The sequence below is a fragment of the Streptomyces sp. NPDC059900 genome (assembly GCF_050270335.1).
In the GTDB taxonomy this organism is placed as follows: Bacteria; Actinomycetota; Actinomycetes; order Streptomycetales; family Streptomycetaceae; genus Streptomyces.
In genome coordinates this window covers 1-15,653 of the sequence record NZ_JBNNJZ010000159.1, presented here as the reverse complement: position 1 = coordinate 15,653, position 15,653 = coordinate 1, and the positions used below count along the sequence as shown (strand labels likewise).

Genomic DNA, 15,653 nt, shown 5'->3' with positions numbered 1-15,653 from the left:
ACCCGGTCCTTGAGCAGATAGCCCACGCCCTCGGTGGCGGTGGTCAACAGCTCGGTGGCGTAACGGCGTTCGACGTACTGCGAGAGCACGAGCACGCTCGTCCCCGGCCACTTCGCCCGGATCTCCAGGGCGGCCCGCAGCCCCTCGTCGGTGTGCGTGGGCGGCATGCGCACGTCGATCACGGCGGCGTCCGGCGGATCGGCGGCCACGGCGGCCAGCAGCTCCCGCGCGTCACCCACCGAGGCCGTGACGGTGTGCCCCTCGTCCGCGAGCAGCCGGGCCAGGCCCTCCCGCAGCAGCGTCGAGTCGTCGGCGAGCATTACGCGCATGGCAGCTCCGCGGTGATCAGGGTGGGCCCTCCGGCGGGGCTTGCCACGGTGAGGGTGCCGTCCAGGGCGGCCACGCGCCGGGCGAGCCCGAGCAGACCGCCGCCGGACGGATCGGCGCCGCCCCGCCCGTCGTCCTCGACCCGCAGGCGCAGCACGGCGCTGCGCTGCTCGGCGCGGACGGTGACCAGGGTGGCGCCGGAGTGCTTGACGGCGTTGGTGACGGCTTCGGCCGCGACGAAGTACGCCACGGCCTGCGCGGTCGGGGGCGGGGTCTGACGCAGGTCGCAGTCGAGCCGTACGGGGATCGCCGCACGTTCGGCGACCGTCTCCAGGGCGGCGGCGAGCCCGCCCTCGTCCAGGGCCGCGGGGTAGACCCGCCAGGCGACGTCACGCAGCTCGACCAGGGCCTGCTGGGTCTCCTCGTGCGCCTACGCGAGGAGCCGGGCCGACTTCTGCGGGTCGGCGGCGCGGCGGGCCCGCCCCAGGAGCATGCCGAGGGCGACGATGCGCTGCTGGACGCCGTCGTGCAGATCGCGTTCGATGCGGCGCCGCTCGTCGTGCACCGCCTCGACGACCCCGGCGCGGCTCGCGACGAGCTCGCCGATCCTGCGCTCCATGAGCTGGCCGTCGTTCGGGCCGAGGAAGCGGCGCGCGTGCCGCTCTTCCGCGAGCGCGACGCCGTACGTCCCCTGTACGCACAGGTAGAACAGGAAGAGCCCGGCGACCGAGGAGAGGATCAGGGTGCCGGGGGAGCTGATGTCCGCGACGAACCAGCCCCACACCGCGAGCGAGGCATACCCCGCCCCGAGCAGCGCACAGCCGAGCACCACCCCGCCGAGCAGGCCGAAGGACCAGCGCGACGCGATGTAGTTCACGGCGGGGCGCCCGGTCGGCGCCGCCGCGAGTTCGGTGCCGAAGAAGGCGGCCATACGGCGCCGCTCCAGGTCGGCCAGCCTGCGGGCACCTGCCACGATGCGGGCCTCGGCAACGCGCCCGGTGCGCCGCCCGAGCGTGGCGAGCAGCCACAGGCCGGCCACCAGGGCGAAGGCCAGCTCGACGACCGCGGTGACGGCACCGGCGAGCACGCCGACCGTCACCCGGAGCCAGCGCCGTAGATGCGTACGCATGATCGGCCACGCTAGCCCGGGGGCCGGGGCGTGCGGACTGCGGAAAACCACAATGCTGCCCTGTGGCCGACCGCACACGACGTCTGCGGCCCCCCTCATACCGCCGCGCACCGCCGTTTCCTACCGTCGAGTGCATGATCCTCAACTCGGCGTACGAAGCCACCGCCGCAGGCGAAGCACCCACCGGCGGTATCGCGGGCTGGGCCACCGACCTCATGGACACGCTCGGCGCCTTCGGCGCGGGAGTGGCCATCGCCCTGGAGAACCTCTTCCCGCCGCTGCCCAGCGAGGTGATCCTGCCGCTCGCCGGTTTCGCCGCGAGCCAGGGCAAGTTCGGCCTCGTCGCGGCGCTGTTCTGGACCACGGCGGGCTCCGTGATCGGCGCGCTCGCGCTCTACGCGGTGGGCGCGCTGCTCGGCCGGGAGCGCACCCTGGCCATCGCCGCCCGCATCCCGCTCGTGAAGCCGTCGGACATCCACCGCACGGAACAGTTGTTCGCCCGGCACGGCACCAAGGCGGTCTTCTTCGGCCGGATGATCCCGGTCTTCCGCAGCATGATCTCGGTCCCCGCGGGCGTCGAGCGGATGCGGCTGCCGCTCTTCCTCGCCCTGACGACCGCGGGCAGCCTCATCTGGAACGCCGTCTTCATCCTGATCGGCCACGCGCTCGGGACGCGCTGGCACCAGGTCACCGACCTGGTGGGCCTGTACTCCAAGGGCGTCCTTGCCGTGGCCGCCCTCGCGGTGCTCACCTTCGTCGCGCTGCGCATCCGCAGGGCGGGCAAGGGCGAGCACCGCTCGTCACGGTGACGGGCCGGGCGGGAACCCCGGGAACCTAGAGAATCGCGCCGGGGGTGTAGGCCGCGGCCTCGGGGTGCTCCTTGAGCAGCGCCTCGATCTGCGCGACGACGGCGGAGACCTGGTCGCCCGCCGCGCCCGTGAAGGACAGCTTGTCGGCCATCAGCTCGTCGAGCTCGGCGCGCTCCAGCGGGATACGGGAGTCGGCGGCGAGCTTGTCCAGGAGTTCGTTGCGCTCGGCGCCCTGCTCGCGCATGGCGAGCGCGGAGGCGACCGCGTTCTCCTTGATCGCCTCGTGGGCCTCCTCGCGGCCGACGCCCGCCCGCACCGAGGCCATCAGGACCTTGGTCGTGGCGAGGAAGGGGAGGTAGCGGTCCAGCTCACGCGCGACGACCGCCGGGAAGGCGCCGAACTCGTCGAGCACGGTCAGGAAGGTCTCCAGGAGCCCGTCGAGCGCGAAGAACGCGTCGGGCAGGGCGACACGGCGGACGACCGAGCAGGAGACGTCGCCCTCGTTCCACTGGTCGCCCGCGAGCTCGCCGGTCATCGAGGCGTAGCCGCGCAGGATGACGGTGAGGCCGTTGACGCGCTCGCAGGAGCGGGTGTTCATCTTGTGCGGCATCGCGGACGAGCCGACCTGGCCCGGCTTGAAGCCCTCGGTGACGAGCTCGTGCCCGGCCATCAGACGGATGGTCTTGGCCAGCGAGGAGGGACCCGAGGCGAGCTGCACCAGGGCGGTGACGACCTCGTAGTCCAGGGAGCGCGGGTAGACCTGGCCGACCGAGGTGAAGGCGCGGTCGAAGCCGAGGTGCCCGGCGATGCGCTGCTCCAGGTCGGTGAGCTTGTCCGCGTCACCGCCGAGCAGGTCGAGCATGTCCTGGGCCGTGCCGACGGGGCCCTTGATGCCGCGCAGCGGGTAGCGGCGCAGCAGGTCGTCGACGCGGCGGTAGGCGACCAGCAGCTCGTCGGCGGTCGTCGCGAAGCGCTTGCCGAGCGTCGTCGCCTGCGCGGCGACGTTGTGCGAACGGCCCGCCATGACCAGCTCGGCGTACTCGCCCGACAGCTTGCCCAGGCGTGCGAGGACCGCGACGGTGCGGTCGCGCACCAGCTCCAGGGAGAGCCGGACCTGCAACTGCTCGACGTTCTCGGTCAGGTCGCGCGAGGTCATGCCCTTGTGGACCTGCTCGTGCCCGGCGAGCGCGTTGAACTCCTCGATGCGGGCCTTCACGTCGTGGCGCGTGACCTTCTCGCGCTCGGCGATCGACGCGAGGTCGACGTCGTCGATCACCCGCTCGTAGTCGGCGATGGCGGCGTCCGGAACCTCGATCCCCAGGTCCTTCTGCGCCCGCAGGACGGCGAGCCAGAGCTGACGCTCGAGCTTGACCTTCTGCTCGGGCGACCAGAGGGTGGCGAGCTCGACGGAGGCGTAACGCCCGGCGAGGACGTTCGGGATACGGGGCTTTGCAGGCGCGGCAGTCACGTGCACGGAGTTTACCTGCCGTCCGACCTGGCCTTTGACCGTCCCTACAGTCGACGGGGCGCGGGGCATTGGAGCATCATCCAGGGTGCGGCCCGCGGGTGCCCACCGGCTGTGCCGCAACTCCTGGTGATCCACGTACGTCTAGGCTTCACCGCATGGAGCAGCGCGAGATCATCCAAAGAGTCGTCGGCATCCTGACCGAGGCGATCGAGATGCGCCGACAGGTACGGGAGAACCCGGACGGCGAAGTCGAACCCAGCGGCGCGGTGGGCACGATGCTCGAGGAGATGCTGCCGCGCATCGAGATCCCCGCGGACGCCTCGCCCATCGAGGTCGCCGAGGTGGTGGGCCGGGAGCTGAGTCCCGTCATCGAGCAGATCACCTCGGCCTTCGCCTTTTCCTTCGCCCAGCTCGCCGAGGCCCACGACGAGGGGCGCACCGACGTGACATCGGCGGACGTCCTGCAGTCCATCGCCCTGCACTTCGAGGAGGAGGTGGAGGAGTAGGCCCCTTCCGCGGGCCGCGCCTTACGTGCGCGGGTCCTCGTACGGCAGCAGTTCCGGACGCTTGGCCGGGAGGCCGTCCCCGGAGGAGCGGCCCGTGAGCCGGCGGCCTATCCACGGGACCAGGTGCTGCCTGGCGAAGCGGACGTCGGCGACACGGCGTGCCGTCCAGTTCGGCGGGGTCGCGGCCGGGAGCAGGGAGTTCCAGTCGTCCTCGGCGTCGTAGCCCAGCGACTGCCACACCGCTTCGGCGACCCTGCGGTGGCCCTCGGCGGTCAGGTGCAGCCGGTCCACGTCCCACATGCGCTGGTCGCCGAGCACGGCCGATCCGTACAGGTCCACGACCGTGGCGCCGTGCCGGGCCGCCAACGCGTCGATGTGGACGAAGAGTTCTTCCATGCGCGGGCGGAAGCGCTGGAACACGGGGCCGTTGCGGCCGGGGCTGTGCATGAGGACCAGCTGCTTGCAGGAGGGGGCCAGGCGCTCGACCGCCTGCTCCAGGAGGTCGCGTACGCGGACCATGTCGCACTTGGGGCGCAGCGTGTCGTTGAGGCCGCCCACCAGGGTGATCACATCGGGCTGCATGGCGGCCGCGACGTCCACCTGCTCGTCGACGATCTGCTTGATGAGTTTCCCGCGCACGGCGAGGTTCGCGTACCGGAAACCGGGGGACGCGGCAGCCATCCGGGCGGCGAGCAGATCGGCCCAGCCGCGGTAGCTGCCGTCGGGCAGCAGGTCGGACATGCCCTCGGTGAAGGAGTCGCCGACGGCGACGAGACTGGTGTAGTTGGCATTCATCTGCATGGCAAGGAGCGATCGTACATGGAGCTTCGACCCTTCGCCGTGGCGACGGACGCGGCCATCGTGGCGGGCTGGCCGGCCGGTGCCGACGAGGTGGCCCTGTGGTGCGGGCTCCGGGACTTCCCCGTGGCCGCCCCGGTGGTCGCCGGGTGGCAGCTGGACGAGGACGTGCGGGGCCTGGCGCTCGTCGAGGGGGAGCGACTGCTCGGCTACGGCGAGGTGTGGTGCGACGAGGAGGAGGACGAGGCGGAACTCGCCCGCATCATCGTGCCGCCCGGCGCCCGCGGGCGGGGAATCGGGCGGCGGCTGGTGCGGGACCTGGCCGGTCTTGCCCTGCGGGTGGGATACACGGAGATCTTCATGCGCGTACATCCGCGGAACGCCGCCGCGCTGCGCTGCTACCGCGCGGCCGGTTTCCGGCCCGTCGAGCCCGCGCTGGCCGCGGAGTGGAACGCCCCGCAGCCGGTCGGCTATGTGTGGCTGCGGCATGCGGGGGAGTGACACGTCCTACTCGGCCGGGGATCCTGCATCCGGGTCGGTGGTCGTACGGCCGATCAGCCGTTCGTAGCGCTGGCGGGCCGCCTGCGGAGTGCCGAGGCCCAGACCGAAGGCGATCTCCGGCCAGGTCATGCCGCGACCGCGCGCCATCTTCAGCAGGGCGGCCTCGACGTCGTCCATGTCGGCGCGTGCCGTCGGCACCAGCGTCAGTGCCGCGGTGATGTCCGCGTGATCCACCTCCGGCTCGTCCGCGGCGAGGTCCGCGGCCCCGGTCATCAGGAACGTCACGATCCGTACCGCCTCATGGGGGAGCACGACCGTGGCGTGCACCTGCCGGTGCCGCTGTTCGGGGGTGGGCGCGTGCCGTTCGGCGATGCGGAAGAGGGACGCGGGGGCGCGGCCCGCGCGCACCTGGTCCGGGTGCGTGGGGCTGAAGGGGTCGGTCTCGTCGGGCTGCTGCTGCTGCTGCTGCGGAGTGGAGGGCATGGGACCAGCATCGGCAGCACACTGTCTGTTGTCAATGCTTCGTTGTGAACAATCTGTTTGCTCATGCTGGGGAGTCCGTGGGCCCGGTCGCCGGTCGGGTCGCGGTGTGGAACCGTAGAAAACGGCAGAAATGCCACACGTGGTCAACCTGGCGAAAGGGGAATCCCATGTCCTCGAAGCGACGCCGCAAGAAGAAGGCACGCCGCAAGCACGCGGCCAACCACGGCAGCCGCCCCCAGTCCTGAGGGCGGGCCGCGCGCCGGATTCCGGGTGATCTCGTCCACAGCCTTGCCACCTGGGCCAACGGGTGAACAATGGTGCAATGCTGGAGTTGTTGCGAGAAGTCGGCGTGGAACTGCCGGGCGGCGCGGGACTGTTGAAGTTCGGGATGACGCCCGGCGAGATCCTTCAACTGCTGCCGCCCGACCGGGTCACGCACCACCGCCAGTGCATGGGGCTGACCCTGGGCCAGTACGCGGAGCTTCGGCACGCGCACGACGCCTGGCTCGGCGGTCTCCTCTTCGAACCGGACTGGAGCTTCGACGCCGAACTCGACGGCGTCGTCCTGGGATTCGGCGGCGGCGGCCCGGGAGCCACGGAACGCCTGGCCCGCGTGGAGATCCAGGCCCGGGCCCGGACGGACGGGCCGGAGGCGATCCCGGTGGCCTGGGACGACATCGACCTGTTCGGCTACCCCGCGGCGGAGATCGTCGCCGTGCTGCCCGGCATCGCCGCGGCGTCCGACGCGCCGCCGCTCGCCGAGATGGCCGTGGACGAACTGGGCCTGCGGCTCTCGCGGGCCAAGCCGACCGCCGAGCACTGGGAGCGGGTGACCCTCTTCGGGCCCGGCTCCGGCAGCTGGAGCGCCTGCTGCACCGGCGGCCTCGTCTGCGCCGAGCAGGGCGACGGGCTCGTGGGGATCATGTACTGAGCGGCCCTGCCGACGGGGTCCGGCGGGGTCACCGGCCCGCGCCCTCCAGCGCCGCCAGGATCCAGCTCCGCGACCGGGCGGGGTCGATGACCGCGTCGATCTCCAGGGCCGCGGCGGCGTTCACCGCCTTGCCGTGCTCGTACAGCTCGGCGACCCTGGCGTCGAACACCTGCTGCCGCTCGGCGGGATCGGCGATCGCGGCCAGCTCCTTGCGGTAGCCCAGACGGACGGCGCCTTCGAGCCCCATCCCGCCGAACTCGCCGCTGGGCCAGGCGGCCGTGGCCACCGGTGCGCGCGTGGAGCCGCCCATCATGGCCATCGCGCCGAGCCCGTACGCCTTGCGCAGGACCAGGCTCACCAGCGGGACGCGGAGCTGGGCCCCGGTGACGAAGAGGCGGGAGAAGTACCGTACGGTCGCGCTCCGTTCGGCGTCCGGGCCCACCATGAAGCCCGGTGTGTCGCAGAGCGAGACCACGGGAAGCCCGAAGGCGTCGCACAGCCGCAGGAAGCCGTCCGCCTTGTCCGCGGCGTCGCGGTCGATCGCCCCGCCCAGATGTGCGGGGTTGTTGGCGAGCAGCCCCATCGGCCGCCCCTCGACGCGTACGAGCGCCGTGATGATGCCCGTGCCGAAGCCGCGCCGCAGCTCCAGGACGGAGTCCGTGTCGGCGATGCCCTCGATCGCCGTACGCACGTCGTAGGCGCGGCGCCGGTTCTCCGGGACGACGTGCCGAAGCAGCCGCGGGTCCGGCGCCTCCCAGTTGCTGCCCGCCCCGTCGTCGTGCGAGTCGTGCGCGCCGGCCGGGTCGTACGAGAAGTAGGCGAGGTACTTGCGCGCCACCCGCACCGCTTCGGCCTCGTCGGCCACCGCGATGTGCACGACGCCGTTCGGCACCTGGACGGACAGCGGGCCGACCTCCTCGGGGCGGTACACGCCGAGGCCGCCGCCCTCGATCATCGCCGGGCCGCCCATCCCGATGCTCGCCTCCGGCGTCGCGATGACCACGTCGCAGCAGCCGAGCAGCGCGGCGTTGCCCGCGAAACAGCGCCCCGACGCGATGCCCACCAGCGGGACCTGCCCGCTCAGGCGGCCCATCTGCCGGAACGTCGTGACGTCGAGCCCGGCGACGGACATCGTGTCGGTGTCTCCGGGGCGCCCGCCGCCGCCCTCCGCGAACAGCACGACGGGCAGCCGTCGTTCCCCGGCCAGCTGGAGCATCCGGTCCGTCTTGCGATGGTTCTGCAGGCCCTGGGTGCCGGCGAGCACGGTGTAGTCGTACGACATCGCCACGCACCGCACGCCGCCGATCCGGCCCGTGCCGGTGACCATGCCGTCGGCGGGCGTCGAGGCGATCAGGTCGTCGAGGGAGCGGCGGCGGCGCTGGGCGGCGATGGCGAGCGCCCCGTACTCCGTGAACGTGCCGTCGTCGCACAGGTCTTGGATGTTCTCGCGCGCGGTGCGGCGGCCGATGCTGTGGCGCTTGGCGACGGCGTCGGGGCGGTGCTCGTCCAGGCCGAAGGCGTGCCGGGCCAGGTTCTCGGCCAGGTCGGGGCGGACGGCGTCCGGGTCCACGGCCGTCTCGGCGGACGCCGTGGCCGCTTCGCCCGCCGCCGATGCGTCCACCGTCACCAAGGGGCGGCCCTCCGCCGTGGTGTCGCCCGGGCGCGCGTGCAGGGCGGTCACGGTGCCGGAGGCGTCCGCGCGCACGACGTGCTCCATCTTCATCGCTTCGAGCACGAGCAACTGCTGCCCCGCCGCCACCTGTTCGCCCACCGTGACGTCCACGGTGACGACCGTCCCGGTCATGGGGGCGGCGATCGTCGCGTCTCCCGGCAGGGCCTGCGGCGGCTGCGGCTCGTCGGGCAGCAGCTCCGCGATGTGCTCGGCCACGAACCCGGTGTGTGCGCCGCCCGCGGTGAAACCCGGATGGGCGAGCAGCGCGCGGAGCAGCGGAATCCCGGTGTGTACGCCCTCGACGGTGAAGGCCGCGAGGGCGCGGGACGCACGCTCGCAGACCGCCGCGAAGTCCCCGTGGGGTGCGTGCGTGATGACCTTCGCGAGCAGCGAGTCGTAACGCGCCCCGATCCGCGAGCCGTTCCGTGCCGCGGTGTCCACCCGCACTCCGGGGCCCGTCGGCAGGTCGAAGCGGGTGAGTGTGCCCGTGGAGGGGAGCGCGGTGCCGTCGGAGGTGGGGGTCTCGGCGTTGACGCGCGCCTGGAGTGCGTAACCGCGCGGCTCGGGCGGCGGGCCCGAGAGGCCCAGGGATGCCAGCGATTCGCCTGCGGCCAGGCGGAGTTGGGTCACCACCAGGTCGACGCCCGTCACCTCCTCGGTGACCGTGTGCTCCACCTGGAGGCGCGGGTTCGCCTCGATGAAGTGGAACTCCTCGTCCGTGACCAGGAATTCGAAGGTGCCGAGCCCCGTGAAGCCGCACTCGCGGGCCATGAGCAGCGCCGCCCGCACCAGCTTCTCCCGCATGGCCGCGGGGAGTCCGGGCGCCGGGGCGATCTCCACGAGCTTCTGGTGGCGGCGCTGGGCGCTGCAGTCCCGCTCCCAGAGGTGGGTGACCTCGCCCGTCGTGTCGCCCAGGATCTGGACCTCGATGTGCCGGGCGCCGGCAAGCAGCTTCTCCGCGTACAACTCGGCACGGCCGAAGCCCTGGAGCGCTTCCGAGCGGCAGCGCTCCCAGGCGTCCGCCAGGTCGTCCGGGTGCAGCACCGCCCGCATGCCGCGCCCGCCGCCACCCCCGACGGCCTTCACCATCACCGAGCCCGACGGGCCGAGACCCGCCAGGAACGCGGCGGCGCCGGCGAGGCTCGTGGCCCCCTCGGTGCCCGCCGGTACGGGCACACCCACGCGTGCGGCGAACTCACGCGCGCGTGCCTTGTCGCCGAACAGGCCGAGCACCTCGGGGGACGGCCCCACGAACCGCAGCCCGGCCTGCGCGCAGCGCGCCGCGAAGTCCGCGTCCTCGCTCAGGAAGCCGTAACCGGGGTGCACCAGCTCGCACCCCGAGCGCCGGGCGGCGGCGAGCACCGCGTCCGCGTCCAGGTACGCGCCAGGTCCGGTGCCGCCCAACGGCTGCGCCTCGTCGGCCAGTTGGACGTGCCGCGCGCCGGAGTCGTCCTCGGCGTACACCGCGACCGTACGCAGTCCGGCCTCCGCGGCGGCCTGCATGACGCGGACTGCTATCTCCCCGCGATTGGCGACGAGCACGGCGGCGGAACCCATGAAGCCCTCCTGAAGTCCTCCGGAAGTGCGGCGCCGCCATGCTCATTGACATTGGCGTCAACGTCAATAAGCTCGCCGCGTGGCACGCAACCAACAGCCCTGGGCGACCCGCACCGCCCGCGACCGCAGCGACGCCCCGGCCCGCGGACGGCTCCTGGACGCTGCCGAGACGGTGTTCGCCCGGCGCGGCTACGGCGCGACGACCATCGCCGGTATCACGGCGGAGGCGGAGGTCTCGCGGGCCGGCTTCTACGTGTACTTCGCGTCCAAGGAGGAGATCTTCCGCGTTCTCGCGGTGCGCGTGCGGGACGCGTTCCTCGCCGCGCAGGACGTGCCGGGCGTCGACAAGGACGACGCCCGCGAGGTCGTACGGGCGTCCACCGCCGCCTTCATCGCCGCGTACGCCCGGCACCTGCCGCTCCTGCGCCTCCTGGAACAGCAGGCGCAGACGGACGACGACGTGCGGGCCCTGTGGGAGGAGACCCAGGAGCGCCCGGTCCACCGCTCCGCGCGCTACATCCGGCGGCTCGCGGCCGAGGGCAGGGCCGATCCGGTCGCCGATCCGCTCGCCGTGGCCCGCGCGGTCGGCGGCATGAGCATCCAGTTCGCCCGGCTCACGGCGGCCGATCCCCGGACGTACGACGCGGCCGTGCGCGACGTGACCGCGATGTTCCTGCATCTGCTCGGCGCCGGTCCTCCCGAGGCGTGACGAGGGCTGCGCAGCTGCGGCAGGCCGCGGACGGGGTCCGCGCCTACGGTCGTGACGGCGCCGCCAGGTAGTCCCACGCCGCCTGTGCCGTGAACTCCGCCTGGCCGCCCCGCAGCAGCAGGCCCGCCGAGGCGAAAGCCGGTGCGTCCGCGTGGGCGGTGACGTAGGGGATCGCGATGCAGCGCATGCCCGCCGCGTGCGCGGCCGTCGCTCCCGGAGCGGCGTCCTCCAGGACCACGCAGTCGGCCGGGTCCGTGCCGAGGAGAGCGGCCGCGGCCAGGAAGACGTCGGGCGCGGGCTTGCCGTGCGCGACCTCGTCGGCCGAGACGACCGTGGTCAGGAACGCGTCGAGGCCGGTGCCGGAGAGGATCGCGTCGATGGCGGCGCGGGACGACCCGGAGGCCACGGCCATCGGCACCCCGGCCTCGTGCAGCCGCTCCACCAGCTTGCGCATCTGGGGGAAGACGTGGGTGTCGGCGCGGGCCAGGGCGAGATAGCGCCGGTCGAGGTCGGCGAGCAGGTCGGCCACCGGTACGCCGATGCCGTACCGGTCCTTCCATGTGGCGAGGGTCTCTTGGGTGCCGATGCCGACGTAGCTCTCGTTGTCGGCCCAGGTGTACTCGATGCCGTGCTCGGCGAGCAGCTCGCGCGACGCCCCGTAATAGTTCGGTTCGCTGTCCACGAGAGTGCCGTCGAGATCGAAGATGACGGAGATGCCGCCGAGGTCGTTCATGACATCAAGCATGCCAAAGCCGCATGTCAGCGCTGCTGTGGGCCGGAGGCGGCCCGGCCGATCGACTCGACGAGCGGCAGCAGGCGGTGCGGGACGCGCTCGCGCAGGGCCATCTCCGTACGGGTACGGACCACGCCCGGCATCTTGATCAGCTGCTGGACGACGTCCTCCAGATGCCCGTTGTCCCTGGCCACGACGCGGGTCAGGAGATCACCGCCACCCGTGATCGAGAAGGCCTCGATGATCTCCGGCACGGCGGCAAGCGCGTCGCCCACTTCGTCCAGATGCCCCTGCGTGACTTCGATGTGCACGAAGGCGAGCACCGGATGCCCGAGCGCGGCAGCCGAAAGCGACGGCCCGGTCCCGGTGATCACCCCGTCCCGCTCCAGCCGGTCGAGCCGCGCCTGAAGCGTCCCGCGGGCCACCCCGAGCACCCGCGCGTACTCGCGCACGCTGGTACGGGGCTGCTCCAGCAGGAGCCGCAGAATACGGGTGTCGAGCTCATCGACGGCCATGACGCAAGGCCTCCCGGGTGCGAGGGGTGAACCTTGCGAATGTACCAATGGAACAGAGGTGTAGCCCCTGTCGCCCCTTCTGGCCCTCCGGCCGCCCGAGACTGCGGGACAGCGGCCAGTGCACGGCTTGGGCGGCGGTCAGTCGAGCGTTCTCGATCGGCGTGCGAGCCGTACGACCGCGTAGGTGATGCCGAGGATGATGTCGACGGCAGCCCACAGGACGATGACCAGGCCCACGCCGATCGCCGTTCCGGTGTTCGCCGCGTCGTTGCAGGTCTGCGCGTCCAGGGGCCCGCAGTCATCGGGAGTGCCTGCTCCGGTACGGGCACCCAGGACTGCCCAGAGCAGGAAGATCACCTGCAGTGCGAGGAATGCCCACATGAACCACCTCGGGCGCTTTCGCGCCACAGGAGCCGCAGGCGAGGGGGCCTGCGCCGGGGGTGCCACCTGCGCATTCTGCGCTGGTGGGGGAGGGGGAGGGGCGGAGGTGCTCCACTGTGGAGCGCTCCAAGCGGCATGCTGCTTCTCGTGCTTGTTCATGGCATTCATGGCGACGTCCAGGCGCTTATGTTCCGTTTACTTCATAATCACCCGGGTGTGTGCTACTTGCCCGTCTGTAAGCCGTTTGAGCGTTCACGGGCTGGTGGGATTCCCCCGTTGGACCGCCCGTACGGCCTCGATCAGGGCCGTGATGCCTTGGTCGGTCTTTGTGCGTGGGCAGCCCGCGTTCAGGCGCAGGTGGCCGGGGGAGCCGTAGGAGGTGCCGGGCATGATGGCCACCTTCTGGGTTTCGATCAGTTCGCGTTGCAGGGCCTCGTCGTCGACGCCCAGGGGGCGTATGTCGATCCAGGCGAGGTAGCCCGCATGGGGCGGGGTCCAGTCCAGGGTCGGGAACGCCTCCGTCAGGCGGTCGGCGATCAGCTGGAGGTTGCCGCGCAGGTAGGTGCCCATTGCGTCCAGCCAGGGGGCTCCCTCCCGGTAGGCCGCGATGTGGCCGACCAGGGAGAGCACCGCCGGGGACGACAGGCCGTCGGCGTCCTTGAGGTGGCGCAGGTACGCGTCGCGCGTCGCGGGGTCGCCGATGATTCCGTAACTGCCCGTCAGCGCGGGGATGTTGAAGGATTTCGAGGCCGACGTGACGATCGCCCAGCGGCCCCCGCCGGCGCCGTGCAGCGACCAGGGGCGGTGGACGTAGGGGGGATGTGCGAGGTCCGAGTGGATCTCGTCGCTGATCACCGCGACGCCGTACCGCGCGCACAGCTCCGCCATGCGGTCCAGCTCGGCCTCCGTCCACACGTGACCCGTGGGGTTGTGGGGGGAGCACAGGAGGAGGACCGAGGTGGTGGGCAGGGCAAGGAGGCGTTCCAGTTCCGGCCAGTCGTCGAGCGCGCAGCCGAGCAGCCGCCGGTCGTGCGCGGCGACGGTCTTGGGGAAGGCGTCGTACGTCGGGGTGTGCACGACGACACCGTCACCCGGCCGGGACCACAGGCGCAGGAGCAGGGAGATCTGATAGATCACGGACGGGCCGTAGACGATCGACTCCGGGGCCACACCGGTCGCGTGACGTGCGCCGTACCAGTCGACGATCGCGGAGAGGAAGTCGTCCTGGCGCCAGCGGGAGTAGCCGAGCACGCCGTGGTCGAGACGGCCGCGGAGTGCCGCGAGGACCTCCGGGGCCGTCTCGAAGTCCATGTCCGAGATGGTGAAGGGCAGCAGGCCGGGGACGCCGAAGCGGTCCTCCACGTAGTCCCACTGCGTGCACCAGGTGCCGTGCCGGTCGACCGGTGCGTCGAAGTCGTAGGAGGGCGAGCCCATGGGTCAGCCCACCTTGACCATCGGCGCGATCGCGTCCTTCACCGACTGCACCTGCGGCCCGATGATGACCTGGACGTTGTGCGCGTCGAGCTTGATGACGCCGACCGCCCCGAGCTTCTTCAGGCGCGCCTCGTCGACCTGCTCCGCGTCCGCGACCGTCATGCGCAGCCGGGTTATGCAGTTGTCCAGGGTCTGGATGTTCCCGGCGCCGCCGATCGCGTCCAGGATCGCCACCGCGTCGTACTTCCCGGCGACCAGCTCACGCGGAGCCGCGTCCGCCGAGTCCGTGGCGGTCTCCTGCGCGGAGGCGGCCTCCGGGGAATCGTCCTCCGCGGGCTCGTCGCGACCCGGCGTCTTGAGGTCGAAGCGGACGATGGCCCAGCGGAAGAGGAAGTAGTAGCCCGCGAACCACACCGCGGCGATGACGGGGATCAGATACCACTTCGTGGTCGTGCCCTGGAGGACGCCGAAGACCAGCCAGTCGATGACATTGCCGTCGGTGTTGCCGATGAACACCCCGAGGACGGCGGCGGTCAGGAATCCGAGGCCGACCAGGACGGCGTGGATCAGGTACAGCCACGGCGCGATGAACAGGAACAGGAACTCGAGCGGTTCGGTGATGCCGCCGACGACGCAGGCGACGACGCCGGAGATCAGGAGCGCCTTGATCTCGGGGCGCATCTTCTTGTTCGCGCAGTGGTACATCGCGAGGGCCGCGCCCGGAAGGCCGCCGAGGTAGACCGCCATCTTGCCCTGGGAGAGGAAGTGGGTGGCGTTCGTGACCGATTCGCCGGGCGCGCCCGCGCAGTTGAGCTGCGCGTAGAAGAGGTTGAGGGCGCCGGAGACATGGTCGCCGCACACCGCGCCCGAACCGCCGACGTCGGTGAAGCGGAACATGGCGACCAGGATGTGGTGCAGGCCGATCGGCCGCAGCAGCACCTCGCCCATGCCGAAGAAGAACGGGCCGAAGACGCCCGCGTGCCCGATCGCGCGCCCGAGATCCGTGATCCAGCCGTTGAACGTCGGCCACACCAGCGGAATCAGCAGACCGAGCACGCTCAGCACGAGCGTGGAGATGATCGGAACGAACCGCAGACCGCCGAAGAAAGCCAGCGCGTCCGGCATCCGCTGCGTACGAAACCGCTGGTGGAGGACGCTGACAACGATGCCAACAGCGACGGCGCCGAGCAGTCCCGTATCAATGGACTGGATGCCGATCACATCGGCGATGCCGTAGTGGGAGATGACCTTCTCGTCGTCGAGGTCCACGCCCTTGGCGGTGAGGTAGAAGTTCACCGCCAGGTTCATGGCGGCGAAGCCCACGAAGCCGGAGAACGCCGCGACACCCTTGTCCTCGCGGGCCAGGCCCAGCGGGATGGCTATCGCGAACATCACGGGCAGGAACTTGAAGGCGACGAGCCCGGTGCTGGCCATCCACGTGAAGACGAGATGGAAGCCCTCGCCCTGGAGGAAGGTCAGATTGTCCGTGACGGCCTCGCTGGAGAGCGAGGAGCCGATGCCCAGCATGATGCCGCAGAACGCGAGCAGGGCCACCGGGAGCATGAACGTCTTGCCGAGGCCCTGGAGGAACTCCCAGAGCGCGGACTTGGTCTTCTGCATGTGTGCGGGTCTTTCGGGCCTGAGCGGAGGCGTGCAAGGACCGGCCCGCGGACGCGGGCGCGCGCGGGCCAGGACGGTGG

15 protein-coding genes and 1 pseudogene are annotated in these 15,653 nt (G+C 71.5%); 5 read left to right on the top strand and 11 right to left on the bottom strand.

Translation table 11 applies throughout. The features are described 5' to 3' along the window. Both ACQKIP_RS21465 and ACQKIP_RS21460 read right to left on the bottom strand, forming a co-directional pair. Positions 1 to 320 (bottom strand): response regulator (locus tag ACQKIP_RS21465; RefSeq protein ID WP_427743792.1); only part of this gene is annotated, 320 nt, incomplete at its 3' end. Further along, positions 320 to 1,456: pseudogene (locus tag ACQKIP_RS21460) on the bottom strand (sensor histidine kinase). The pseudogene ACQKIP_RS21460 and the gene ACQKIP_RS21465, both read right to left, overlap by 1 nt. Before the next feature lie 134 nt (positions 1,457 to 1,590). Here ACQKIP_RS21460 and ACQKIP_RS21455 point away from each other — a divergent pair. Then, the gene (locus ACQKIP_RS21455; protein WP_427743790.1) at positions 1,591 to 2,265 is read left to right on the top strand and encodes a DedA family protein; all 675 of its coding nucleotides are present in this window, start codon (positions 1,591 to 1,593) and stop codon (positions 2,263 to 2,265) included. Between the two features lie 25 nt (positions 2,266 to 2,290). On the opposite strand, the gene purB is transcribed toward ACQKIP_RS21455, so the two are convergent. Continuing rightward, on the bottom strand, positions 2,291 to 3,733 hold the full coding sequence (purB, locus tag ACQKIP_RS21450) for an adenylosuccinate lyase (RefSeq protein WP_361390588.1): 1,443 nt from the start codon (positions 3,731 to 3,733) through the stop codon (positions 2,291 to 2,293). 155 nt (positions 3,734 to 3,888) lie between these two features. On the opposite strand from purB, the gene ACQKIP_RS21445 reads away from it, so the two are divergent. Next, a complete protein-coding gene (locus tag ACQKIP_RS21445) occupies positions 3,889 to 4,239 on the top strand; it encodes a hypothetical protein (protein WP_365862321.1) in 351 nt (116 codons plus the stop codon). Positions 4,240 to 4,260: 21 nt separating this feature from the next. Here the strand turns inward: ACQKIP_RS21445 and ACQKIP_RS21440 are convergent, their stop codons facing one another. Beyond that, complete coding sequence (locus ACQKIP_RS21440) at positions 4,261 to 5,040, bottom strand: SGNH/GDSL hydrolase family protein (protein WP_365862323.1); 780 nt, start codon at positions 5,038 to 5,040, stop codon at positions 4,261 to 4,263. A gap of 18 nt (positions 5,041 to 5,058) precedes the next feature. Here ACQKIP_RS21440 and ACQKIP_RS21435 point away from each other — a divergent pair, with 18 nt between their 5' ends. Further along, positions 5,059 to 5,538 (top strand): GNAT family N-acetyltransferase, encoded by a 480-nt coding sequence (locus ACQKIP_RS21435; protein ID WP_365862325.1) that lies wholly within the window; start codon positions 5,059 to 5,061, stop codon positions 5,536 to 5,538. Between the two features lie 6 nt (positions 5,539 to 5,544). Here the strand turns inward: ACQKIP_RS21435 and ACQKIP_RS21430 are convergent, their stop codons facing one another. Beyond that, positions 5,545 to 6,021, bottom strand: a complete 477-nt coding sequence (locus ACQKIP_RS21430) for a DNA-binding protein (protein WP_365862327.1) — start codon at positions 6,019 to 6,021, stop codon at positions 5,545 to 5,547. Positions 6,022 to 6,343: 322 nt separating this feature from the next. Between ACQKIP_RS21430 and ACQKIP_RS21425 the strand changes: the two genes are divergently transcribed. Next, positions 6,344 to 6,952, top strand: coding sequence for a hypothetical protein (locus ACQKIP_RS21425; RefSeq protein ID WP_365862329.1), 609 nt, complete (start codon positions 6,344 to 6,346; stop codon positions 6,950 to 6,952). A 28-nt stretch (positions 6,953 to 6,980) separates the two neighbouring features. Here the strand turns inward: ACQKIP_RS21425 and ACQKIP_RS21420 are convergent, their stop codons facing one another. Beyond that, complete coding sequence (locus ACQKIP_RS21420) at positions 6,981 to 10,181, bottom strand: acetyl-CoA carboxylase family protein (protein ID WP_365862331.1); 3,201 nt, start codon at positions 10,179 to 10,181, stop codon at positions 6,981 to 6,983. Between the two features lie 79 nt (positions 10,182 to 10,260). On the opposite strand from ACQKIP_RS21420, the gene ACQKIP_RS21415 reads away from it, so the two are divergent. Then, positions 10,261 to 10,890 (top strand): TetR/AcrR family transcriptional regulator, encoded by a 630-nt coding sequence (locus ACQKIP_RS21415; RefSeq protein ID WP_365862333.1) that lies wholly within the window; start codon positions 10,261 to 10,263, stop codon positions 10,888 to 10,890. 43 nt (positions 10,891 to 10,933) lie between these two features. On the opposite strand, the gene ACQKIP_RS21410 is transcribed toward ACQKIP_RS21415, so the two are convergent. The 5 genes from ACQKIP_RS21410 to malX all read right to left on the bottom strand — a co-directional run bounded on the left by ACQKIP_RS21410 (position 10,934) and on the right by malX (position 15,573). After that, complete coding sequence (locus ACQKIP_RS21410) at positions 10,934 to 11,623, bottom strand: HAD family hydrolase (protein WP_365862335.1); 690 nt, start codon at positions 11,621 to 11,623, stop codon at positions 10,934 to 10,936. Positions 11,624 to 11,649: 26 nt separating this feature from the next. Continuing rightward, entirely contained in the window at positions 11,650 to 12,138 is a 489-nt protein-coding gene (locus ACQKIP_RS21405; protein WP_365862337.1) for an Lrp/AsnC family transcriptional regulator, read from the bottom strand. A gap of 138 nt (positions 12,139 to 12,276) precedes the next feature. Beyond that, the gene (locus ACQKIP_RS21400) at positions 12,277 to 12,519 is read right to left on the bottom strand and encodes a hypothetical protein (RefSeq protein WP_365862339.1); all 243 of its coding nucleotides are present in this window, start codon (positions 12,517 to 12,519) and stop codon (positions 12,277 to 12,279) included. A 252-nt stretch (positions 12,520 to 12,771) separates the two neighbouring features. Then, complete coding sequence (locus tag ACQKIP_RS21395; protein WP_365862341.1) at positions 12,772 to 13,953, bottom strand: MalY/PatB family protein; 1,182 nt, start codon at positions 13,951 to 13,953, stop codon at positions 12,772 to 12,774. Positions 13,954 to 13,956: 3 nt separating this feature from the next. After that, entirely contained in the window at positions 13,957 to 15,573 is a 1,617-nt protein-coding gene (malX, locus tag ACQKIP_RS21390) for a maltose/glucose-specific PTS transporter subunit IIBC (RefSeq protein ID WP_365862343.1), read from the bottom strand. Positions 15,574 to 15,653 lie beyond the last annotated feature (80 nt).

Bases quoted from the DNA above. Each gene is read 5' to 3' on its own strand.
- ACQKIP_RS21405 (WP_365862337.1), bottom strand. From the start codon at position 12,138: ATGGCCGTCGATGAGCTCGACACCCGTATTCTGCGGCTCCTGCTGGAG.
- ACQKIP_RS21455 (WP_427743790.1), top strand. From the start codon at position 1,591: ATGATCCTCAACTCGGCGTACGAAGCCACCGCCGCAGGCGAAGCACCC.
- ACQKIP_RS21435 (WP_365862325.1), top strand. From the start codon at position 5,059: ATGGAGCTTCGACCCTTCGCCGTGGCGACGGACGCGGCCATCGTGGCG.
- ACQKIP_RS21425 (WP_365862329.1), top strand. From the start codon at position 6,344: ATGCTGGAGTTGTTGCGAGAAGTCGGCGTGGAACTGCCGGGCGGCGCG.
- ACQKIP_RS21420 (WP_365862331.1), bottom strand. From the start codon at position 10,181: ATGGGTTCCGCCGCCGTGCTCGTCGCCAATCGCGGGGAGATAGCAGTC.
- ACQKIP_RS21410 (WP_365862335.1), bottom strand. From the start codon at position 11,623: ATGAACGACCTCGGCGGCATCTCCGTCATCTTCGATCTCGACGGCACT.
- ACQKIP_RS21430 (WP_365862327.1), bottom strand. From the start codon at position 6,021: ATGCCCTCCACTCCGCAGCAGCAGCAGCAGCAGCCCGACGAGACCGAC.
- malX (WP_365862343.1), bottom strand. From the start codon at position 15,573: ATGCAGAAGACCAAGTCCGCGCTCTGGGAGTTCCTCCAGGGCCTCGGC.
- ACQKIP_RS21400 (WP_365862339.1), bottom strand. From the start codon at position 12,519: ATGTGGGCATTCCTCGCACTGCAGGTGATCTTCCTGCTCTGGGCAGTC.
- ACQKIP_RS21445 (WP_365862321.1), top strand. From the start codon at position 3,889: ATGGAGCAGCGCGAGATCATCCAAAGAGTCGTCGGCATCCTGACCGAG.
- ACQKIP_RS21440 (WP_365862323.1), bottom strand. From the start codon at position 5,040: ATGCAGATGAATGCCAACTACACCAGTCTCGTCGCCGTCGGCGACTCC.
- ACQKIP_RS21395 (WP_365862341.1), bottom strand. From the start codon at position 13,953: ATGGGCTCGCCCTCCTACGACTTCGACGCACCGGTCGACCGGCACGGC.